The organism is Paraburkholderia sp. BL9I2N2 (assembly GCF_004339745.1).
Classification (GTDB): Bacteria; Pseudomonadota; Gammaproteobacteria; order Burkholderiales; family Burkholderiaceae; genus Paraburkholderia.
Genome location: NZ_SMGP01000001.1, coordinates 3537356 through 3559956 on the forward strand (window position 1 = coordinate 3537356; position 22601 = coordinate 3559956).

19 protein-coding genes and 1 pseudogene are annotated in these 22601 nt (G+C 61.9%); 14 read left to right on the forward strand and 6 right to left on the reverse strand.

Annotated elements, in window-relative coordinates; genetic code table 11:
* Positions 1-263 precede the first annotated feature (263 nt).
* The 11 genes and pseudogenes from B0G74_RS16340 to B0G74_RS16390 all read left to right on the forward strand — a co-directional run bounded on the left by B0G74_RS16340 (position 264) and on the right by B0G74_RS16390 (position 10426).
* The gene (locus B0G74_RS16340; RefSeq protein ID WP_279388584.1) at positions 264-1238 is read left to right on the forward strand and encodes an HlyD family efflux transporter periplasmic adaptor subunit; all 975 of its coding nucleotides are present in this window, start codon (positions 264-266) and stop codon (positions 1236-1238) included.
* On the forward strand, positions 1235-2179 hold the full coding sequence (locus tag B0G74_RS16345) for an ABC transporter ATP-binding protein (protein ID WP_132375904.1): 945 nt from the start codon (positions 1235-1237) through the stop codon (positions 2177-2179). Before B0G74_RS16340 ends, B0G74_RS16345 begins: the two co-directional genes overlap by 4 nt.
* Positions 2176-3318: an ABC transporter permease gene (locus tag B0G74_RS16350; RefSeq protein ID WP_132375905.1), complete on the forward strand. Its 1143-nt coding sequence runs from the start codon at positions 2176-2178 to the stop codon at positions 3316-3318. Before B0G74_RS16345 ends, B0G74_RS16350 begins: the two co-directional genes overlap by 4 nt.
* Positions 3319-3330: 12 nt before the next feature.
* On the forward strand, positions 3331-4791 hold the full coding sequence (locus B0G74_RS16355; protein WP_132375906.1) for an efflux transporter outer membrane subunit: 1461 nt from the start codon (positions 3331-3333) through the stop codon (positions 4789-4791).
* A gap of 130 nt (positions 4792-4921) precedes the next feature.
* A complete protein-coding gene (locus B0G74_RS16360) occupies positions 4922-6088 on the forward strand; it encodes an HPP family protein (protein ID WP_132375907.1) in 1167 nt (388 codons plus the stop codon).
* An 89-nt stretch (positions 6089-6177) separates the two neighbouring features.
* Complete coding sequence (locus B0G74_RS16365; RefSeq protein ID WP_012431895.1) at positions 6178-6591, forward strand: helix-turn-helix domain-containing protein; 414 nt, start codon at positions 6178-6180, stop codon at positions 6589-6591.
* 6 nt (positions 6592-6597) lie between these two features.
* Positions 6598-8388 carry a chloride channel protein gene (locus B0G74_RS16370; RefSeq protein ID WP_132375908.1) on the forward strand — a complete coding sequence of 597 codons (1791 nt, stop codon included), beginning with the start codon at positions 6598-6600 and terminating at the stop codon, positions 8386-8388.
* Positions 8389-8573: 185 nt separating this feature from the next.
* Positions 8574-8882 (forward strand): annotated as a pseudogene (locus B0G74_RS16375) (DUF4142 domain-containing protein); the annotation flags it as partial.
* Positions 8875-9252, forward strand: a complete 378-nt coding sequence (locus B0G74_RS16380; RefSeq protein ID WP_342960125.1) for a cupredoxin family copper-binding protein — start codon at positions 8875-8877, stop codon at positions 9250-9252. The pseudogene B0G74_RS16375 and the gene B0G74_RS16380, both read left to right, overlap by 8 nt.
* 39 nt (positions 9253-9291) lie before the next feature.
* Positions 9292-10002: an RNA polymerase sigma factor gene (locus B0G74_RS16385; RefSeq protein WP_132375909.1), complete on the forward strand. Its 711-nt coding sequence runs from the start codon at positions 9292-9294 to the stop codon at positions 10000-10002.
* A gap of 40 nt (positions 10003-10042) precedes the next feature.
* Complete coding sequence (locus tag B0G74_RS16390; protein ID WP_243658206.1) at positions 10043-10426, forward strand: hypothetical protein; 384 nt, start codon at positions 10043-10045, stop codon at positions 10424-10426.
* A gap of 5 nt (positions 10427-10431) precedes the next feature.
* On the opposite strand, the gene B0G74_RS16395 is transcribed toward B0G74_RS16390, so the two are convergent.
* On the reverse strand, positions 10432-10827 hold the full coding sequence (locus B0G74_RS16395) for a hypothetical protein (protein ID WP_132375910.1): 396 nt from the start codon (positions 10825-10827) through the stop codon (positions 10432-10434).
* Between the two features lie 298 nt (positions 10828-11125).
* Here B0G74_RS16395 and B0G74_RS46660 point away from each other — a divergent pair, with 298 nt between their 5' ends.
* Together B0G74_RS46660 and B0G74_RS16405 are read left to right on the forward strand one after the other, a co-directional pair.
* Positions 11126-11722, forward strand: coding sequence for a hypothetical protein (locus B0G74_RS46660; protein ID WP_132375911.1), 597 nt, complete (start codon positions 11126-11128; stop codon positions 11720-11722).
* A 252-nt stretch (positions 11723-11974) separates the two neighbouring features.
* Complete coding sequence (locus B0G74_RS16405; protein ID WP_243658207.1) at positions 11975-12961, forward strand: hypothetical protein; 987 nt, start codon at positions 11975-11977, stop codon at positions 12959-12961.
* Positions 12962-13022: 61 nt separating this feature from the next.
* On the opposite strand, the gene B0G74_RS16410 is transcribed toward B0G74_RS16405, so the two are convergent.
* Positions 13023-14096 (reverse strand): glycosyltransferase, encoded by a 1074-nt coding sequence (locus tag B0G74_RS16410; protein ID WP_132375913.1) that lies wholly within the window; start codon positions 14094-14096, stop codon positions 13023-13025.
* Entirely contained in the window at positions 14096-15349 is a 1254-nt protein-coding gene (locus B0G74_RS16415; RefSeq protein WP_132375914.1) for an oligosaccharide flippase family protein, read from the reverse strand. The genes B0G74_RS16410 and B0G74_RS16415 overlap by 1 nt, the downstream gene beginning before the upstream one ends.
* 329 nt (positions 15350-15678) lie before the next feature.
* Between B0G74_RS16415 and B0G74_RS16420 the strand changes: the two genes are divergently transcribed.
* Complete coding sequence (locus B0G74_RS16420) at positions 15679-16884, forward strand: glycosyltransferase (protein ID WP_132375915.1); 1206 nt, start codon at positions 15679-15681, stop codon at positions 16882-16884.
* A gap of 96 nt (positions 16885-16980) precedes the next feature.
* On the opposite strand, the gene B0G74_RS16425 is transcribed toward B0G74_RS16420, so the two are convergent.
* The 3 genes from B0G74_RS16425 to B0G74_RS16435 form a co-directional block, all read right to left on the reverse strand.
* Positions 16981-18108, reverse strand: a complete 1128-nt coding sequence (locus B0G74_RS16425) for a hypothetical protein (protein ID WP_243658208.1) — start codon at positions 18106-18108, stop codon at positions 16981-16983.
* Between the two features lie 87 nt (positions 18109-18195).
* Positions 18196-20550, reverse strand: coding sequence for a polysaccharide biosynthesis tyrosine autokinase (locus B0G74_RS16430; RefSeq protein WP_132375917.1), 2355 nt, complete (start codon positions 20548-20550; stop codon positions 18196-18198).
* Positions 20551-20890: 340 nt separating this feature from the next.
* The gene (locus tag B0G74_RS16435; RefSeq protein WP_243658209.1) at positions 20891-22120 is read right to left on the reverse strand and encodes a glycosyl hydrolase; all 1230 of its coding nucleotides are present in this window, start codon (positions 22118-22120) and stop codon (positions 20891-20893) included.
* Between the last annotated feature and the right edge of the window lie 481 nt (positions 22121-22601).

Below are 22601 nucleotides of genomic sequence, written 5' to 3' on the forward strand. Positions count from 1 at the left end.
ACTTACATTCCAGAAATAGTTTGAATTTGAATTCAAATTCGCATAGTATCCATTCTACTTGATCTGCGTCCGGTCCGCGAACGGACGCGCCGACATGAAATGCTGAGTCAGCACGGCAGCCGGATCGCCCTCGCGGAGACCGCAGATTGAACTCATCGCGCGCGTTCCGTCGTGTTGAGTCGATCCGCCCAGTGTCCCGATCGGGACACCACAGGGTTTTAATTATGGATGACTTATTAAATAAAAATCTCTCGGTGGGCGTTTTGTCTAACCCCACGCGAGCGCAACGATTTGCCGGCGCCGCACTTTCCGTGCTGCTCGTCGCGCTGCTATCGGCCTGCTCGCGGCACGAAACGGCGACTTACCAAGGCTACGTCGAAGGTGAATTCGTCTACCTCGGCTCCTCGCAAGCCGGCAAGCTCACGGCGTTGTCGGTCTCTCGCGGACAAACGGTCAAGGCGAACGCCTCGCTATTTTCCCTTGAAGCCGACGATGAAACCCACGCGCTCGTCCAGGCGCAGCAACAACTCGCGGCGGCCCGCGCTCAACTCGCCGACATCCGGACCGGCAAGCGCGTGCCCGAAGTCGACGTCAACCGTGCGCAACTGGCCGAGGCCGTAGCCAACGCCCGCAAGGCCGCGCTGCAGCTGACGCGAGACGAAGCCCAATTCCGCGCGGGCGGCATCGCAAAAGCTCAACTCGACGATTCGCGCGCGAATGCCGACTCCACCGCCGCACAGGTTCGGGAGCTCACCCATCAGGTCGACGTGGCTCGCCTGCCGGCCCGTTCACAACAGATCGTCGAACAGGAGGCGCAAGTAGCCGCTGCCGATGCCGTGGTTGCGCAGGCGCAATGGAAGCTCGATCAGAAACGCGTCAGCGCGCCATCAGAAGGCCTTGTCTATGACACGCTCTATCGCCAGGGTGAATGGGTGTCCGCCGGCAGTCCGATCGTTCAGATGCTGCCGCCGCAGAACGTCAAGGTGCGTTTCTTCGTTCCGGAGACGATCGTCGGGCAGTTGGCACTCAATCGCGGCGTGACGCTGCATTGCGACGGCTGCGCGGCTGACGTGCCAGCGAAGATCACTTACGTGTCGAATCAGGCTGAATACACGCCGCCCGTCATCTATAGCAACGAAAGCCGCGCCAAACTCGTGTTCATGGTCGAAGCCCACCCGTCGATTGCGGACGCGACGAAGCTTCATCCGGGCCAACCTGTCTCGGTGGTGCTGCAATGAACGACGACACCCAACAGTACGTGATCGACGTGCATGACCTGAACAAGCGCTTCGGCAACAAGCACGTTGTCAACAACGTTTCGTTGCAGGTCGGCCGCGGCGAAATCTTCGGCTTTCTCGGGCCAAACGGCAGCGGCAAGACGACGTCCATCCGTCTCATGTGTGGCTTGCTTACGCCGGATTCGGGCAGCGGCACCTGCCTCGGCTACGACATCGTGCGCGAGAGCGAGCAGATCAAGCGCAATGTCGGGTACATGACCCAGCGCTTTTCCTATTGGGAAGATCTGACCATCCGCGAGAATCTCGACTTCGTCGCGCGCATCTACCAGATGCGCAACCGGCGTGAGGCGGTGGATCGCTCGCTGGAATCGCTCGGCCTGCAAACGCGCGCGAACCAGTTGACCGGCTCGCTGTCGGGCGGTTGGAAGCAGCGGCTCGCGCTGGCCGCCTGCATGTTGCACGAGCCGAAACTGCTGCTGCTCGACGAGCCCACCGCCGGCGTGGATCCCACCGCACGGCGCGACTTCTGGGAAGAACTGCACCGCCTCGCCGCCACCGGCATATCAGTGCTCGTCAGTACTCACTACATGGATGAAGCCGAGCGCTGTCACAAGCTCGCTTATATCGCTTACGGGAAGATGCTCGCGCGCGGCACCGCGAGCGAAGTGATCGAATCACAAGGCCTTTCGACGTGGTCGATCCATGGCGAACACCTGAGCAAGCTATCCGAGCAGCTTCGCACGACGCCCGGCGTCGACCAGACTGTCGTGTTCGGTTCCGCGCTGCACGTCAGCGGGCGCGATCATGAAGCGATCGAAGCTGCGGTGCGGCAAGCGGTGGCCGGAACCTCGCTGCGCATCGAACCGATCGGCACGGGGCTCGAGGATGTGTTCATCTATCTGATGAGCCATTCGAAAGACAATTTCGGAGCGCCGTCATGAGGAATCGCACCGTCTTCTCCTTGACGCGCTGGTGGAGCATCGTTCTCAAGGAGTTTCTTCAGCTGAGGCGTGACCGCGTCACGTTCGGCATGATCGTCGGGTTGCCGATCATCCAGCTGGCACTGTTCGGCTTCGCGATCAATACCGACCCGAAGCATCTGCCGACAGCCGTCATCATCCACGACCAGAGCGAGTTTTCCCGCAGCTTCGTTGCTGCGATGACGAACTCCGCTTATTTCGACATCGTCGAAATCTTGCCTGACGAAGAGGCCGGGCGCCGCGCGCTCGCTCAGGGCAAGGTGCAATTCGTGCTCAACGTGCCGGTGGATTTCTCGCGCAAACTGCTGCGTGGCGAGCATCCGTCACTACTGGTCGAAGCCGACGCGACCGATCCCACCGCAACGAATACCGCCGTCAGCGCGCTGCCGAAACTCGTCCAGCCGGTCGCGAACAAAGATCTCACGGGGCCGCTCGCGCACCTGAACGGCACGCAAAATGCATTCGACGTGCAGGTTCACAATCTCTACAACCCCGAAGGCCTGACGCAATACAACGTCGTGCCCGGACTGATGGGCGTGATCCTGACTATGACGCTCGTCATGATGACCGGCCTCGCCGTGACTCGCGAGCGCGAGCGCGGCACGATGGAAAACCTGCTCGCCACTCCTGTTCTGCCAATCGAGGTGATGACCGGCAAGATCGTGCCCTATGTCGTCATCGGGCTGATTCAGGCGTCGATCATTCTTGCCGCGACGCGCTACGTTTTCCACGTTCCGTTTGTCGGCAGCGCGCTGGCCATCTATCTCTCGGCGCTGCTTTTCATCGCGGCGAATCTGACGGTGGGCATCACGCTTTCTTCGCTCGCACAAAACCAGTTGCAGGCGATGCAACTCACCGTCTTCTACTTCCTGCCGAACATCCTCCTTTCGGGTTTCATGTTCCCTTTCGCGGGCATGCCGGCATGGGCGCGGTTTATCGGCAACCTCTTGCCGCTGACCTATTTCAACCGACTGATTCGCGGCATTTTGCTCAAGGGCAATGGCTGGGCCGACCTGTGGCCGTCGGTGTGGCCGATGGCGCTCTTCACGGCAATCGTCATGGCCATTGCATTGCGCTTCTACCGGCGCACGCTCGACTAGGGGGACACGATCATGAAGCAACTCGTTTTCCTGTGCTCACTCGTGCTGTGCGGCTGCGCAGTGGGACCGGACTTTCACGCGCCCGCGGCGCCGGACACGCAAACCTACACGCACAAGGCCGAGTCATCTCGTACGGTATCGGCCGGCGGCACAGAGGGTTCCTCGCAAACCTTCACGGCGGCGGACACGCCACTACCGATGTGGTGGCGCCAGTTTCACTCGGCGCAGCTTGACCGTCTTGTCGAGAAGGCGCTCAGCCAAAGCCCTACCCTGGCGCAAGCCCGCGCAAAGCTGATCGAGGCGCGCGAAAACTACAACGCCCAGTCGGGTGCGACACGATTTCCGAGCGTCGACGCGAAGATTTCGGCAACGCGTCAACAAGTCGATCTCGCGGCTTTCGGCATTCCGAATGTCGAGAACCCCGGGCCGTTTTCGCTATTCAATGCGTCGGTGATGGTGTCCTACACATTCGACGTTTTCGGCGGCAATCGCCGGGCGCTCGAAGCCACGTTGGCGCAGGTCGACTATGAGGCGTTCCAACTGGATGCAGCGCGCTTGTCCATTGCGGGCAATGTCGTGTCGACGGCCGTGCAGCGCGCTTCGCTGCAACAACAGGTCTTGCTGACGCAGCGTCTTGCAGATGCACAGGCGCAGCAACTCGGTATCGTGGAGGCACGCTTTGCCGCCGGTGGTGTGTCGCAGCTCGACGTGAACAGCCAGCGCACGTTGCTCGCGCAGACGCGTGCGTCGCTGCCGCCACTCGCTACGCAACTCGCGCAGGCGGATCACCAGCTTGCGATCCTGGTGGGCGACGCGCCGTCTAAAGCAGATTTCGATCAACTCACGCTGGACTCGCTTCACCTTCCGGTTGAGATACCCGTCACGCTGCCATCGACACTTGCACGGCAACGTCCTGACATCCGCGCCTCTGAAGCGCTATTGCACCAGGCCAGCGCAAACGTGGGCGTTGCAACGGCGAATCTGTATCCGCAGTTTTCGCTATCGGCGGGAATCGGCTCTGAACGCACGAGTATTCAGGACATTGTGAATGGCCTGAACATCTGGAATGTCGGCCTGAATCTGACGCAGCCCATTTTTCACGGCGGCGAACTGCATGCGAAGAAACGTGCCGCCCAGGCCGCCTATGACGCTGCGTTTGCGAGCTATCAGCAAACGGTACTTCAGGCGCTGCAACAGGTCGCAGATGCGCTGACGGCATTACATAACGATGCGCACGAGTTGCATGCACGCGACGACGCCGCGCGACAGGCTCGAGCGAACCTCGAGATTGCGCGCGCGCAGTATTCAGCGGGTGGCGTCAGCCAGTTCAGCCTGCTCGACACGCAACGTCAAGCGCTGCAGACCGCTCTCGACCAGACGCATGCGCAGGCAGCCCGGCTAAGTGACACGGCCGCGCTGTTTCAGTCGCTGGGTAGCAGCGAGGCTGACTTGACGTTAGGAAGCGCGCCGTAAGGGCGAAAGGCCGCTTTGCATGACCGCATATATCATGGAGTGATATATAATCGGATCGAAGGCCCGCGGCGGAATCCGGAGTGTGGCCTCGCCCCATGTGATATCGCCCTCTCAAATTCCTATTCGATCCTTGTCCCGCTACGCTCTCATCCGCTGGCTCGCCAGCTTCGCCCCCCACCCCATTGCCGTCCGGTGGCCGGAGCGCCTGAGATCGGGTCTCGGCGCCTTGCTCGGGATTGCGTTCACCGGCGGGACCATGCACGTCCTTCTCGGACCGGCGGCGAACATTCCGCTTCTCGTCGCGCCAATGGGCGCTTCGGCCGTGCTGCTGTTCGCGGTTCCCGCCAGTCCGCTTGCGCAACCGTGGTCGATTATCGGCGGCAATATCGTCTCCGCGACAGTCGGCGTGGCCTGTGCAAACTGGATCGCCGATCCAGTGGGCGCGGCTGCCTTGGCCGTCGCGCTGGCGATCTGTGCGATGTTTGCGCTGCGCTGCGTTCACCCGCCGTCGGGCGCGGTCGCGCTGACCGCGGTCCTCGGCGGTCCGGCGGTGCACGCGTTGGGCTACCGCTTCGTGGCCGAGCCGATTGCGATCCAGTCGGTGACGCTGCTGTGCGGTGCCATCATCTATCACGCTGCTACCGGGCATCGATACCCGCACGTCGCCCAGGCGAGTTCGGTCAAAGGCGCGGGCGCATCGGCTTCGGCGTCGAATGAAGGTTTTACGCGCGCGGACCTCGAAGCAGTGTTGAACCGGCGCGGCGAATTGCTCGATATCGACACGGACGATCTGGAATCCCTGTTGCGCGATGTTCAGTTGCAGGCCTACGCCCGTACGTTTAATGAACTGACCTGCGCGGACATCATGTCGCGGTCGCTCGTCGCCGTGTCGGCCACCACGCGAGCTTCCGCCGCGTGGAGTCTGCTGAAGCAGCGCCAGATCAAGGCACTTCCGGTCACCGACGAAAAGCAGCACGTGATCGGCATCGTGACCCGCGCCGACCTCGTCGACAAACGCGCGTTCGGCAAAGCGCCCGGTCTGTCGTCTCCCATGCAGCGCTGGTTCAGGCGCAGCGTCACGCCGGCGCCGCTGGTCGGCGCCCTGATGAATGTCGACGTCCGTACCGTCGACGCAACGACGCCCATCGTCGAACTGGTGCCCGTGTTCGCGAACTACGGGCATCACCATATCCCGGTTCTGGACTCGAGACAGCGGCTTGCCGGAATGATCACGCAGGCCGATCTCATCGCGGGACTGTATCGCCAGGCTTACGCCAAGCAGCGAACCACGGCATAGCCACCGTCATACCCACCGAGGTCGAACACGGACATACATATCACGTCATGATATAATTCGCGTTTCACTTCTTTCTCCACGGCACTCCGATGAAAACACTCACGCGCGGCTTGACCAAGGCGAACTTCGAGCAACTGTCCGAGTTTCGCTACCAGATGCGGCGCTTCGAGCGTTTTTCTGAACAGGCCGCCCAGGGCGAAGGCATCACGCCGTTGCAGTATCTGCTGCTCCTGCATATCAAGGGTTATCCGGAGCGCGACTGGGCGACCGTCGGCGAGCTTGCGGAACGGCTGCAGGCGCAGCATCACGGCGTGGTCGCGCTCGTGTCCCGCTGCGAGGCGCTCGATCTGGTCCGCAGAAAGGTCAGTGAGACGGACCGCCGCCAGGTCGAGGTTCATCTGTTGAAGGCGGGCGAGCAGGTGCTCGCCCGTCTCGCCGAGATGCACCGTGCCGAGCTGAAGTCGCTCAAAGGCGCGTTTAACGTCCCCCAGATCGATATTTGAGTCACCATGAGTCTCGATACCCATAAGCGCGATTTTTCCATCAATGCGCGGCTTCCTGGCATTTCCGCGCTCGCCGCGGGGATCGGCGCTCTCAGCACGCTCGCGGCGTTCGTGCTGTTGAGCCTGATTCATCTTTTCACCAATCTGTTTTTCTTCCAGCAATTTTCGTTTTCGGACCGCTCACCCGCCGTCAACACGTTGGGTGTCTGGGTGGTGGTCATCCCTGTGATCGGCGGTCTGATCGTCGGTCTAATGGCGCGTTACGGCTCGGAGAAGATTCGCGGGCATGGCATTCCCGAAGCGATCGAGGCCATCCTGTTCGGCAAAAGCCGCATGTCGCCGAAGGTGGCGATTCTCAAGCCGCTGTCGTCCGGCATCGTGATCGGCAGCGGCGGCCCGTTCGGCGCGGAAGGCCCGATCATCATGACAGGCGGCGCACTGGGCTCGCTGATCGCGCAGTGCGTGAAGGTCACGTCCGCGGAACGCAAGACGCTACTGGTAGCCGGCGCGGCGGCGGGCATGACGGCGGTATTCGGCACGCCGGTGGCGGCCGTCCTGCTGGCGGTCGAACTGCTGCTGTTCGAATGGCGCCCGCGCAGTTTTCTGCCGGTCGCCCTCGCGTGTGCCGTCGCGGGATTTGCGCGCGCGGCATTCTTCGGCACCGGGCCGCTGTTTCCGCTCGAAACCGCGCCGCCCGGCGCGCTGTCGCTGCTCTCCTGCGTCATCGCGGGTCTGCTCTCCGGTGCGCTCGCCTCGGGTTTGTCGGTCGCGCTTTATAAAGTCGAGGACCTGTTCGGCAAGCTGCCCATCCACTGGATGTGGTGGCCCGCGCTCGGCGGACTCGTCGTCGGCATCGGCGGCTTTCTCGAACCGCGTGCGCTCGGCGTCGGCTACGACGTGATCGGCGACCTGTTGCATCAGCACATTGCAATCCAGATCGCGCTGGCGATTCTCATCGTGAAGGCTGTCATCTGGGTCGTGGCGCTGGGCTCGGGTACTTCGGGCGGCGTCCTTGCTCCATTGCTCATGCTGGGCGCGGGACTCGGCGTCTTGCTCGGCCATGTGCTGCCAGGCGGCGAACCCGCCCTGTGGCCGCTCGTCTGCATGGCGGCCACGCTCGGCGCGACTTTGGGCGCGCCGTTGACCGCCATCGTGTTCGCATTCGGCCTGACGCACGACAGTAACGCACTGCTGCCGCTGCTCGCCGCGACGCTGATCGCGCACGGGTTCGCAACAGTCGTCATGAAGCGTTCCATCATGACAGAGAAAATTGCCCGGCGTGGTTATCACATTTACCGGGAATACGGTGTCGATCCACTCGAGCGTCACCATGTCGACGAGGTGATGTCGCGAACGGTCAAGACAATCGATGCCGACATGTCCGTGGCCGAAGCGCTGGCAACGTACTTCGGCGCGACGCAGACACATCGCGCCTATCCGGTGGTGCGTCAGGGCGCGCTGGTGGGCGTCGTCGATCGCGCGGTGCTCGAATCCATTCGCGATGGCGACGCGCAAAATGCGCTCGACTCGCGACTTGCCGACGTATTGCGCCACCGTTCGCCCGCTTTTGCATTACCCGGTGAAACCTGCCGGCTCGTCGCAACGCGGCTTGCGGTGCATGGTCTCGAACGGTTGCCGGTGGTTGCGGATTCCGCAACGCTGCAACTGATCGGCATCGTGTCGCGCAGCGATCTGATCAAGCCGTCTCTCGCGCACTTCGACGAAGAGCACAAGAAAGAGCGGTTCCGGCGCTTGCGAATGGACACCGGCAAGCGGCACTTCCCGCCGGTTCCGTAAACCGCCAGAGCTGTCAGCGATTCTTCCGTGCCCCTTCGGGGGCACGCTTGCCTCCTTTTCCCGGCTGTTCCACAGCACTCTCTCCCGCACGACATCGTCCCGACGCCGCGAAGCCACGTCGCGCGCTTCATCGCTATTCGCAAGCGTTCCAAAGATACGCGCGTCGCAAGCCACAACTGGGAATCGCCGCCGACCTTGTGCACAAACTGGGCGTGACGCCGGAAGACAATCCGACGAGCCAGAGTCTCAAGCAAGGCGGCGATGCAAACCTCGCCAATCTGAAGTCGCTCAAGGCCGCGCCATTCGACGAGGCGTATATCGATCACGAGGTCACCTATCACGAGAACGTTCTCGACGCGCTGGACAAGACGTTGATTCCGGACGCGCAGAACGCGGAACTGAAGGCGCTGCTCGTCAAGGTGCGCCCAGCCTTTGTCGCGCATCTCGAGCACGCCAGGCATTTGCAGGCTGCGCTGGGCAAGAGTGGTGAGTAATCCGACGGTTCGCGCGGCCGGAAAGCGCCGAAACAAGAGACGTACGAGTGCTTTCGTTCGCGCCTGCGCGCTCCTTGCGATCGTTGTGACGTCACTGGCCGGCGTTTCCAACGCTGTGGCGAAAACCTATCTGATCGTGATCGAGCAGATGCGTTTCAATCCGCCGGTGCTCACCGTGCACCGCGGAGATCGTGTGATGTGGGTCAATAAGGATCTGTTTTCCCACACGGCGAGCGCCATGTCGAAAGCGTTCGATTCACGCGAAATCGCGCCGAATGCATCGTGGACGTATGTGGCTCGGGAGACCGGCAGCTATCCGTATCTGTGCACCCTCCACGTCACGATGCGTGGCACAGTGATCGTGCAATGACGGACGCACAATGCGTGGAGGCAACCTGGCGAGGCAGTCATGACGGACATCGCTGAAGCACATTCAAGCTTTGCCGCGGACGACGAACGTGAGACAGTCCACCGCATCGTCGCGGGAGATCGCTCGGCGTTCGAACTGCTGATGCGCCGGCACAACCGGCGCTTGTATCGTCTCGCGCGCGCCACGCTGCGTGACGCGGCGGAAGCCGAGGACGCGCTGCAGGCGGCGTACCTATCGGCCTACAGATCGATCGCCCGGTTTCGTGGCGATGCCACGCTTCTCACCTGGCTGTCCCGTCTGGTGCTCAATGAATGCTATGGACGCCTGCGCCGGGAAGCTCGCCGTCAGAACGTGATTCCGATGATGGACGCCAACACTCACGTCGATATCGATGCCATGATCGCGCAAGATTCCGATTCCCCAGAAAAGGCGGCCGCGCGCGCCGAGTTGCGGACATTGCTCGAGCGCAAGCTGGACGAATTGCCGGAAGCCTTTCGCGTTGTGTTCGTGCTGCGTTCAGTCGAGGAAATGAGCGTCGAGGAGACCGCGCAATGTCTCGCAATCCCGGAAGCGACGGTGCGCAGCCGGCACTTCCGCGCCAAGAGCCTGCTGCGCGAATCATTGGCGCACGAGATCGATCTCGCCGAGCGCGACGTCTTCGAATTCGGTGGTGCGCATTGCGACCGGGTGGTCGCCAACGTACTAAACCGGCTAGCCGATGAGGATAATCAGCCGTTCACCTGTGGTTGAGATTTGTTTGCACGCTGTTGGCAGATGGAGAGAGTCGCCTATGCGCCGTCGATACAAATCGGCCGTTTTCGCCGACGCCATTCGCAGTGTCTGGGCGATCCTGGCCCTGCTCGCCGCGGTGGCAAGCTCGAGCGCCGAGGCGCGCGAGATCAAAGTCGTGTCGGGAACCTATGGCAAGAACTGCGGCGCGTCACGAGGCAACGCGACCGCAGACCTCGCCCGCCAGTGCAACGGTCTGCAGACCTGCCGGTACGTGCTGCACAAGGCACCCGCAGGCACTCCATCCGTGCGCTGCCGCACGGACTTCCGCGCCGAATGGTCTTGCACCGGCACCGAATTCCATACCGCCGCGCTCAGCGCTCAAGCAGAGCCGGGCAGCACACTCGTGCTGAGTTGCGTCGAAGAGACCGGCGCGGGCAAATAACCGCCTCACTTCTGCGGACGGACCCGCAGGGCGTTCTGCGCCATCCACCTGAGCCGCTCGCAGTCAGCCTTGACTCTCGATTTGAATTCCGCCGGATCGTGCAACCGCATGGCGTTCATCTGAATGCCTTCCTTCTCGCCGCGGCGCCAGCCGGTCTGCCATTGCAGGTCGAAGTTGCTGGCGTCATGCAGCACCTTGCGCAGGCGCTCCTTGTACGCGCCAATACGTTCGGGCGAGGTCCCGCAGAATTCCTGGGCGAAATGAGCCCGCTCACCCGCGGCTTGCGCATTGGCGTTCGCGGTTTCCTCGTTCGCCACGCCCGGCAGCGGCCATGCCACCGACAGCAACAACACGGACGTCACCGGCAATAGCATTCGATAGCAGTACTGCCATTTCCTCATGTCCGACTCCTTACCGTCCACGGCGGCGCATCCGTCCAATCAGCCCCGCACGGCCGCATCGCCCAGGGATACTCCCTACGTTTTCCGCCATTTCACGCCGATCTGTCTTGATTCGACTGCAGGATGGCGGTTTCGCGCGCTATGCCAGTGTATTGCGTTGACAATACACGGTGTTACGCTCAAGAAAGCAGCCTTCGCGGCAGTGAGCCGCCGTTCAGCGGCAGAACAGCAGCCATAGAACATACCGCGAAGCGCGAATGCCTACGAGAGGCGAAACATCGCTGCGGGAGCGACTGCGATGCAAATCAAAACATATACCGGACTGACGCTATTGGTGTTTAGCAGTGCTGCTTTCGCATGGCAGCCACTCACGTATCCAATTCGAAGTCAAAGCCCTTATCAGCGCAGCATCGATACCGCGATGTGTTACGCGACGGCGAACAAGCAGACCAAGGTCAACATCGTCCGCGAGCCGCAGATTCCACCGCGCAAGCCGGCTGCCACCAAGACGTCGTCGACCGGCGTGCCGTCGCGGCCGCCATTGCCGCCCAGCACCTTCTCGTCCGCGCCGATCGGCGCGAGCATGCCGGCCGCCGCCGCGCCGGGCGCGAGTGCGCCCGCAGAGACTACGGCGGCGACGGCGACGAAGGGTGCCTCGGCGCCTACGGCGGCGAGCGCGACTTCGGCGGGCACCACGACCACGGCCGCCACGGCGGCATCGGCGACGAGCGCGGGTAACAGCGCCTCGGAAACCGCGGCTGCGAGCGAGGCGCAGATGGCTGCGGCATCCAGTGTGAAGCTGCCACCTCTGCCGGCGCCCGAGCCGCCAATGACACAGTATTGGGCCGCGTATGGCGCGTGCATGCAAGCGCGGGGTTACGTCGTCGCACAGTAACCCTGCTTGCAAGCCTCGTTACGGTGCCTTGTTTTTTTCTGATTGTGGCGCCGGCATTCGACGCCCCTTTGCGACACGGCGATGCTTAGCGACTTTACTTCCGATCAGCACGATCCCCTCCGATGCGGGCACTGCGGTGTCCCGCTAGCCGGTCGCTTCACGCCCTGTCCTTCGTGCCATCGGCGGCCGGTCGATTCGTTCGGCGCGCGTCCGGCGCCGCCTCCCTCGCTCAAAGTCCCGCTGAAGAATCCATTGGACGATCCACAGCCGCTCGTCGACAGCCGTCTGCCGACACGCAAGATCTGGAACCCGTCCTCGCGCGCGCTGGTCAATCCCTACGAGTTCATCGAGGAGCCCGTGGTCGCCGTGTCCGCCTATCAGCGACTGCGCCAGCCCCTCGTGCTGGGCGCATCGGTGCTGGTGGTGACGTCCGCGGTGTATCTGGGGTTCATCCATAGCAACGACTCGGATGTCGGCACGCCTATCGCGGTTTCCGGCAAGGTGCGCACGCAAAACGTCCCGCCGCTCGTCGTCATTCCGCAGAAACCCACGGCCGCTGTCGCGCAGCGGTCCGCGCCTGCCACCCCGCCGAAACCCGCGACCATCGTCGCCCAGAAGCCTGCAGCCGTCGCCATCCAGAAACCCGCCACCATCGCCACCCAGAAGCCCGCGGCCGCGCCCCCTGTCGTCGCACCAAAGCCCGCGGCCACCGTCGCCGCCGCGCGGTCCGCGCCCGTGCGTTCGCCGCCGGTTCCGCCACCGGCCGCGACGCCACCGCTTTCGCGCCGAGTCGCATCCGTTGGACCCGAGACGAAGCGAAATCCGGGCGGCCAGTCAGGCAACCCGCCGGATCAACCGCGCGCGGATGTGTCGCGGCATCTCAGAGCTGCCCGTGCCAATCTGCAGCAGAACAATCTTTCGGCGACCCGAGTGCGCCTCGCAGCAGCCATCGCCGCGCAGCCGGATAATCGCGACGCGTTGAACTTGCGCTCGACAGTGAGCCAACGCGAACAGCAGCGCGACGCGCTACTGAGCCTTGCGCGAGGCTGCGGATATATCGCTCGATGGACGTGCGTCTCGCACAACGCCGGCACGGCACTGCAGATCGATTCGAGCAGCAAGGAAGCACAGCGTCTCGTGACGCTTGCACAGCGCGAAACCGAACTGCAGATGCCGCCGCCCGCGGAACCCGCACCCGAGCCGCCGCCCGACACACGCGACGTGGCCATCCATCATTGACACAAGAGGCCGCTTCGATCAGTCATGCAGGAATGGAACAGGAACAGGTGCGCGCTGCGCCCTAGCGGGCCGGCACGGCCAGACTCACCTGACGCGCGATCGCGCGATAGCGGTCAGCGGTATCCCTGAGCGTCAAGCCGGCCAGCGAGCGTTCCGCCCGCGCCTGCCCTAGCGCAACGATCACCGCCTCGGCATAGCACTGCACATTGCCGGTATCGACCAATTGGACGCCGGGAAATCCGCTCGCGAAAGCGAAGGCCGGAATCTTGCTCGCCACGATCGGCACGCCGGAAGCCAGCGCTTCGAGAAAAGCCACACTGTGCGCCTCGGATTGCGACGGCATGACGAACACGTTCGACTCCGACAGCACGGTAGCGACATCGGTGCGCGGACCTGCCACCGCGACGCGCTCCGCGATGCCCAGCGTCTTCGCCAGCGCGACGACCGCGCGGTGATAGTCGGGGTCTTCAATCACGCCGTACAACACGAGCCGTGCGTCTTTCTCGTGCTTGAGGACTTCGTTGAAAGCCCGCACCGTCAGCAGTTGATTTTTGACCGCCGCGTACCGGCCGATCTGCACCACCTGCGGCGTGCGGCCGTCGCGCTCCACGCCGTCGGTGAACGCGAAGCGCGCGATGTCCACGCCGTTCGGCACGACGGTCATCGACGGATGCGGCCCGATGGCCTGCACATAGTCCGTCACCCCCTGCTCCGACACGCCGATCACCATCCGGGCGCGTCCCGACAGGACATGTTCGACGCGTCTGAACAGCGGGCGCTCGAAGTCGTTGGTCGCCGAATGCATGACGTAGACCACCGGCACGCGCAGCGGCAATGCGCGCGCGTAAAACGACGGAATGGTCGCGTGCGCAAAGATCACATCCGGATGAAAACGCCGCACGGCGCCGAACAGATGGCACAACTTGATGAACGCACGATGCCGCCGCTCTGGAAAGAAGCACTGCACGCCGTGGCTTTCGAGGTCGTTCTGCAAGGGCGCGAAATCGGCATGCGCCGGCAACAGCGAAGCCACGCACACCGCCATGCCCTCGGCACACTGATCGAGCGCGAGGTCCTTGGCCAGGACTTCAGCTCCCGACAGACGCGGCGCAAGGACCAGGTGAAAGACACGCATCATGGTGTCCTTGCCGTCAACGTCCTGAACAGCATCCACCCGGCGGCGCAGCCAAGGCCGAGCGTCATGGACCAGGCAATGCCCGTCACGCCCCAATAATGCACGGCGGGAGGCGCGCTCAACACCAGCACCACGACCTGGATCGCCGACGCATGCACGGTCGCCTTCGCGTCGCCCACCGCGCGCAGATAGGCCACGAGCACTGCGATCAAAGCGCCGATTGCCATATTGATCACCAGGATCCTGAAGAGCGGCACTGCCGGCAGCCATGCCGCGCCGAGAATCAGCGAGAAGAGCGGCTCGGCGATCAGCCGCAGCAGCGAGACGAACGCCGCGAGCCCGATCGCGATCACCAGCAGATAAATCTTGATGATGCGCGACGCCGACTCCGGACTGCGGCGATGATGCGCCGCGAAGGTCGGAAAGAGGTATTGCGACATGGCGATCGCGGCGTCGGCGAGCAGCATCTGCGCGAGCCGCGACGACATCTGATAGCTGCCCAGTTGTGCCGGCCCGAGCAGTTTGCCGACCACGACCTTGTCGAACTGATTGAGCAGTAGATTGATCACGCTGCTGGCCCAGATCCAGCGGCTGAACCCGACGTAGTGGCCGATGCCCGACCACACCGCGCGGATCGGCGGACGCGGTTTCATGGTCGCCCAGGTGAGCGCGCTTTTCAGGCTCTCGCCGGCCACGAGGCCGATCAGCACCGAAGACGCGCCGGCGCCGAAATACGCGAGCGCGAGCCCCACCGTGCAGTCGACGAATGACGCCGCCACCTCCACACCGGCGATATGCTGGAAGCGCCGCTCGCGCTGCACCACGTAATAAGCGGGCGACGCCAGACCGCGCAGCAACGGCAGCAGCGCCGCGAGTTGGATCAGGATCAGCGAGCCGTCCAGATGGAACTGGCTGCTCAGCAATGGGGCGAGCGCGACCAGCAGCAGCGAAATGAGCACACCTCGCGCCGTCAATGTCGTCCACACCGCGCCGAGCTGCGAGCGCGACGGCGGATGTTCGCCTTGAATGACCGCTTGCGCGAGGCCGGTATCGGACAGCGCCTCGGCAATCGCCACCGCGAGCAGAGCCACGCTCACGCTGCCGATCGCCGCCGGCCCTAGCATCCGGCCAATCGCAAGAAATTTGATCGCTACAAGTCCACGCACGGCGAACTGCTGTAGCAGGACCCACGTCGCCGCACTCGCGCCGAAGCTGCCCGCCACCGAGAACGCCGGAAGCCTGATCGCCCGCAAGCTATTTCTCCGTCGAATCGGAGCGCCGTTGAATCGGCCGCGCAGAGCGATTTCAAGCATCGCTCTGCGGACGCCGCCAGCGCATAATTTGTTAGGTTGCACCAGCAAGCTGGCGAGGTTTTTTCATCGAACTCTATGCACGACCATACCGCGAGAGAATCGCCTACAACCGCCATCAGCTAGGCCGGTTCGGCCTAAGCCGACACCCCCTAGTACGCTGAACCACAAAGCCGGACAAATTAGTGGTTACACGGATTCCGGCGGTGCTAACGTTGCTCAGCTAGCGCCATGCGGGAACGGGCGCACGGGTACTTTTTTTCGCAACGCAAATGGCTACCGAAGCGATGGAACAAGACTACGTCCTGATTGTGGAACCGAATCTCACCGGTCACCGCTGGCGATATGTCGAGTGGACCATGCAGGCCTGCGCTGAAGCCGGCTATCCGTGCATGCTCGTGACCGAGTGCGCAAACGAAGACCACCGGCTCCCGAGACAGATCACCGCCGCCAACCGCCCGGACCAGCAGATCGCGTTTGTCGATCCCGAGGAGCAACCGCGCGGCCTCATGCGCGATCCCAACGAATACTGGCGCTTCCACCGCTATTTCAAGCGCGTGCACACGATCATCAGCCGGATGCAGTCGATCCGCCTCGTGGTCGTGCCCTATGTCGATTATTTCTTCTATTCTCTGCCGTTTCTCGGCTCGCCGTTCGGCAAGACGCCTTGGATCGGCATCACGATGCGCTCGACGTTCCATCATCACAAGGTCGGCATCAAGGCGCCGGATCGTCCGGTCGTGAATGCGATCAAGGCGCTGCTCTTCAAGCGCGCGATCCGGACCACCGGCCTGCGCACACTGCTGACGATCGATCCCACCTTGCCGGAATGGTCAGCGCGCAGTGCATCGAAGCACAGCGCGGCCATTGCCTACGTGGCCGACCCTTTTCCCGATGAACACGCGGAAAACCCCGTACTGGCCCGCGAGCGTCTGGGACTCGATCCCGAGCAGCGCTATCTCCTGGTGTACGGCTCGATCACGGAACGCAAGGGCATCTACGAACTGGTGCATGCGCTGACGCGTCTCGAGCATGCGCCCACGCTGATCGTCGCCGGCGAGCAGGATGCGGGCACGCGTCATTTCATGCGCAATCATGTGCGCAGCCTCAAGCCCGCGCCGCTGGTGCTCGACGCCTTCATTTCCAACGATATGGAACGCGATCTGTTCTCCGCGTGCGACGCCGTCTGGCTCGGCTATAAGGGGCACTACGGCATGAGCGGCGTGCTGGTGCAGGCGTACCGTTTCGGCAAGCCCGTAATCGCGACGGAAGACGGTTTGATCGGCTGGTTCAGCCGGCGTTGCGAACTGGGGCCGATTCTGAGCGACCTGAGTTCCGCGTCGATCGGCCGCGCGATCACCGAGACCATGACCTCATGGCCGCATGCGCCTCAAGCCACGCCGTCCGCGCGTGAAGACCTGCTGTCACGGCATACGCTCGGGCAATTCAAGCAGACCTTGCTGCAGCAGATGGCTTGATTACACGGCAGGTTCTTCAATAAAACACGAGGCGTCCATCATTGCGATGGACGCCTCGTCACATGTGGCGTCGGTTTCGTCACTGAAACGGCGAACTCATGTCTTGAAGTACCGCGGAAGTGGCTGAAATTGACGCGAAGGCTCCAAACGGTACGCGCTGTATGCCGCGAATCGAGGCCAGTAGCAAATCAGATAGGCGAGCGGAATAAAAGAGGTGACGGTAGTGACGCTGACGGTGGCGCTGATAAACAGAAATATCATCATGACGAAGCCGTCGCTCGCGGTAAATGCAATGACGGCGAAAACGACCAATGCGCTGAAGAGCCCCATTTCCGCTATCGTGCCGGGAAGACCACCAAACAGCGCACCGAGCGCCATGTCGTCCTGGATCAAACGGATATAGGGAAGGTACTTGTAGTGCGCCATCATGTCGGGTGCGCTGATGCCCTTGACGAGATCCTCCAGCCGCGCATCGAACACGAACGCATAGCCGGCCAACCGGTGGGCAAAGGTGTCCGAGCCGAAGAAATTGTTGGACGCAAGGTACACCGAGATCGCTGAAACCACCGCATAGTAGCCAACCATGACCACCACTGGATGGAGGGAGCGCAATCTGTAACGGAAGGGATACAGCGCAGCGAAAAGGAAAAGCACCATCGACGACTTCGAGAAGCTGATGAAAAGGCCGAAAAGATAGAGAGCAATGAGTTTTTTATTGGGTGAATCGCTGAAGAGATGCAGGATAAGAGACGCCACCAGCAACGACGAGAAAAACCCCGCTTCGCGCGAAAATCCCGAGACCCGGGTGAAGTAGAACACCTCGTAGAAGTTCGTGTTGGTCATTGTCGCGTAGTCGCCCCAAATCAGTTTCGACAGATTCGTTGGCCCGAGCAGGAGCGAGAAATCACGATCGACGTAGTACATCGCGAATTGCACGGTTGCGAACAGGATATTGATGACCATCCACGGATGAAGGTAGCTGATGCGGCGCTCTGTCGTGTACATCAGATAGCCGATGCAGATGCCGATCGACAGGACCCGCACCGCCGCGGAGGGAGAAGTCAACGCGCTTGCCATAACCGCGATCAGCAATGGGCCGGCCCAGCGACGCGCCGTACCGGCGAGGAAGCGGGAAAAATCCAGATCGAGGAACGGGATCACGAGATAGAAATAAAGGGTGATCCCGTTCACCTGCGGATTGAGAATCACGCAGGTAAAAAACATGTAGAACAGCACGGATACTAGTCTGGAGTACATTGTTTTCTCAATGCAGGAACGCGCGACAACCGGCGGCCGACCGGCCGGCGGCGATCACGATGCGCCGTGCTGTTGCGGTGGCGGAGCACTCGCCGCGGCATAGGCCGCTGCATAGCCGTAGCTGCGTTTCTCGCTGCGCCGTCGCGGCATCGCGTTGAATATCATGCCGATCAGACGCGCGCCGGCGCGATCAAGACTTTGCGCGGTGTCCTCGAGTTCCCGTTCGCTCTGGGCGCTCGGACGTACTACGAGCACCGTCGATCCGCCGAGGGAGGCGATCAGGTTTGCATCGCTCACCGCGAGCACCGGCGGTGTATCAACGATGATCACGTCATACAATTCGCCAAGACGGTCGAGTAGTTGTTGCATGCGGGGAGTCGAGAGCAGCCGGGACGGATTGGACGGGTACCGCCCTGCAGCGATAAACGAAAGTCCATGAACACCTGTGTTTCGAATCACGTGATTGACGTCGACCTGGCCAGCCAGAACTTCGGCGAGGCCACCCGCACCGGTCTGCTTCATGATGGCGGCCAATTGCCCGCGGCGCATGTCGCCGTCGATCAGCAATACCCGTTTTCCGGCCTCCGCGCTGAGGACGGCCAGATTCGAAGAGATAAAACTCTTTCCCGTGCCGGGCGTCGCGCCTGTCACGACAAGCACGTTATTCGGCGCGTCCTGAATCTGCCGTTGCAACGACGCGCGTATGCCCCGCAAAGCTTCAAGCGGCATGTCATCGTACCCGTCGGTGGCGAGCAGGAAGCGGCCGCCGGCCAACACGGGATCTTGCGGAGCAGAGCCGCTATAGGCCAATCTGGGCGGCGATCCGGTTATCCTTTCGGCCCCTGTTTGCTGTGCTCTCCCCGAAAGGCCTTTCTTCGCCGGCTGCAAGTTCAGACTCTGCGCACGGTCCAACCGGGCCTGCTCGTCACTGAACAACACGTGACCAAAGACAGGCAGGTTCAGATGGCGCTCGGCCGCCAGCGAGTTCTCGAGCGCCGACGACCATAGGCGCCGCACAAAGACGTACAGGAACGCCGCGATCAGACCGCCGGCGGCGCCCACGCCGATCACCAGCGGGCGCTTGGGTTTCACAGGGTCCACGGGCAACAGCGCGGTGTCGATGATGTGTACGTTCCCAAGCGTCCCAGCCTGCGTCACCGCCAGTTCGTTGGATTTGTTAACCATAGCAACATAGATATCCTCGGCGACCTTGACGTTGCGCGTGAGGTCGGCTGACCGGCGCTCGGAGGCGGGCAACTGGTCGAAGCGCGCTTCGAACGCGCTCTTGGCATTCTGCAGAAGTGCGAGTTGGCTATTGACGGTCTGCACGTCACGCGAGTTTGCTGCAAAGTGACTTTCCAGTGCCGCTTTTTGTACCTTGAGCATCGCGATCTGGCGGTCGAACTCAATGCTGCCCTGGAGGTAGGACGCGGCTTCTGTACCCGCCTGCATCGAGCTCGATGCGGTTCTGTACTGGCTCAGTTCGGCCTCCGCTTGCGTCAGGTTGGCGTGAAGCTTCGGCAGTTCTCCAACGATAAACTCACGGGTCGTGAGGGCCTCGGTGCGGTGCTGCGCTATATGAGAGGCGATATAGCCCTGGGCGATGCCGTTGGCAATTGCGCGAGCCAGTTCCGGATCGGTGTTTTCATAGATGATCTGCACGACGCCGGTGTCCTTACCCGACTCGCTGACTTTCAACTGATGCTGGAAACGTTCGATTGCCTTGACGTCGCTAAAGCGCACGAGCGTGAATTCGGTTCCGGGGCGCGCGACGAGCCGATCCATCGTCAGCGCCACGCCGTTGGCCTGGGAGGGTACGCCGGGTGCGCCCGTGAGCAGGGTCCGGCCTTTCGGATCGGCGAGACGGTAGTGACCGCCAGCGAGAGCGGTCAACGTCAGTGATTCGTCTTCGAGCCAGGCCGGAACGGTCAGCGAACCGACCGACGCTTCCTCTCCGCCCCATGCAAAGGAGCCCAAACCGATGGGCGCCGGCATTGGCTCACCCGGCGTGGCAAATTGGCTGGTGATCGCTCCGATAACGGGGACGCGGTTCGGCGTGATTGAGGTGTCCTGCTTGAATTTCGTGATCACCGGCGCAATCACGCTCCGGCTTTGGATGATCTGAATCTCCGCTTCGGTCGGCAACGTGGGCGGAACGACCTGCTCCGGCGTCTTCGACGCTTGACCGAGCGCATTGGGCTGAGGGAAATCAACTTTGACCAACGCATCCGCGGAATAGACGGGAGTTGCCGCGAATGCATATAGCGCGGCCAGTCCCGTGACCACCGCGACAATGCCGACGATCAACCACACATTGTCCACAATCAGGCGTGCTAGTTCGCCGGCGGAAAACGCATCGGCGTTGTTCCGTAGCCCAACCGGCGCAGTACGGGAAACACTCGAATTCATACGACGAACTCCTTGTTTGTTAGAACCAGAGTGAACCACTGGCCGGGAAATCCCTCTTCCCGAACGCGCCTCGCATTTCGACAGGCGCATCAGATTGGATCAGGGGATCCGTCACGCTCGCGTGAGGATCAAGGGGTCGTTGGTGGCAGGGGTGGAGCGGTCCGGTCTCGCCTGACAGATTGCGGCGCCGCAGCGACATCGTCTGTGCTGTAACGCACACGACTTAAAGATCGCGCCACACAGAGGGACGGACCAAAAGAAACAGCCCGCGGCTTATAGAAAGCGCGGGCTGCGGAGGTAGAAGGCTTGCTGCGCCGGGACGCCGGCGCGACGGATCGGGTTAGACCGGATTGGCGGCAACGAAATTCTTGAAGGCCGCATAAGACGGATTCTTCGTGACGCCGTTTGCCTGTATGAGGCCGAAGTCCGGATCGATCAGGCAGTACATCTGGACGGATTGAATGTTGTATTGATCCTTGAGCGATCGATACTCCGTCAGCGCCTCGGTTACATAGCTAGCCTGTTGCGCCGGGGTCACCTGGCTACCTTGCCAGCCCCATTCCGTCAACCAGATCGGCAGGTTAAAGGAGTCTTTCAGAACTTGCAGTACATTCAGGCAAGCGTTGTTTCGCCAGCCACAAATGATATCGCCTGAACTCTGGTACCAGTGGTAAGTCGTGTAGTCCCAGCGAACCTGCGCTGCGCCTGAAACGCCGTTAGCCGAGCCATTGGGCGTGATGCCGCTCCACAGCATCTGCAAGGCGCGATAAGCAAGCGGGACACCGACGTTGACGCCGCATTGGATCGTCGGGTCGATCGCCTTCACGCCGTCGATCATGCCGCGAATCACGCCGCGGAATGCCGGCCAGATCGCGGGACTATAGTTGTTCGTGTTGCTACCGTCACCGTTCGTAATCAGGCCGTTCGAGTCGAGCTCGTTACCGCACTCGATGTACTTGACGAGGCCCTTCAGCGGCTTGGCGATGGACGATCCCAAGTTGTAGCCCAACGTGTATGCGGCCGATTCGGAACCGTTCTGGTTATACGCCGTCGACCAGACATTAATACAGGGCATGATGGACACGCCGCTGCCGGCAAACGCACCGGTCAATGCGTTGGCGACCGTCTGAGCCATGCCTGCGTCTGCTACGTCGACGCGATAGGTCGTAACGCCGAGATCCTTGAGCAACGCCAGTTGGGCAGCTGCCGACATGGTGTGGTAGATACCGTCGGGCCACGCAAGGTGGCCATTCATGCCGTAGAACAGCGAGCCCGAAGTCGAAGGGGAAGTCGCCCGGGTGACGTTGACCGTGATGGTCTGCGTGGTCTTGGTGCCGCCCGCCTGTCCCGCCGCAACGGAAAATGCGACCACATCGATCTGATGCGAGCCCACGGTCAATTTAGTCGTATCAACCTGGATGGAAAATTTGCCGCTGCTCGGCGTCGTGTCGGCGCCGATCTTGGCGACGGTCGCGTGGTCGTAAACGGCCACGTTGCGCCAGTTGGTGCCGGCCGTGCCGGTCACTGTGATGGTACCGGAGATAGTCGCGTTGGCCGCAGGGGTCGTCACGGTGAAACCGCTTGAGCCGGCCCTGTTGGCCACACTTGCGTCGTTGGCTACCGCCGCGGGTGAGTCGCCGCTGCCACCGCCGCCGCATGCGGACAGTGCAATCGACCCGGCACCTGCGACGAGACCGGCGAGGAACTTCCTTCGAGGTACTGATTCAGCAGCAACCAAAGAAGGGACGGAAAGTGGAAGATGTTGCTGATTTTTCGGTCGGGTAGGTAAGGTCATGAGTACAACTTACGCAGTTCGGTTGGGGATCGCAGTATATGTGCCCGCCTTTTTCGTATGTTGTAACTGGATGTAAAAGCGCAGCAATAAGGCGAACTATCTCCAGACTTATGCGAAGAAGCAAATATCCGCATTACGCGTATCTAAAAAGAGAACATATGTGCGCCGCCGCACATACGAACTGTTGTGTCCGCGCAGCAGTAAAACAATTATTTACCTATTAATTAGGGGTTTTCAGCACTTAATTTTTGTGCTT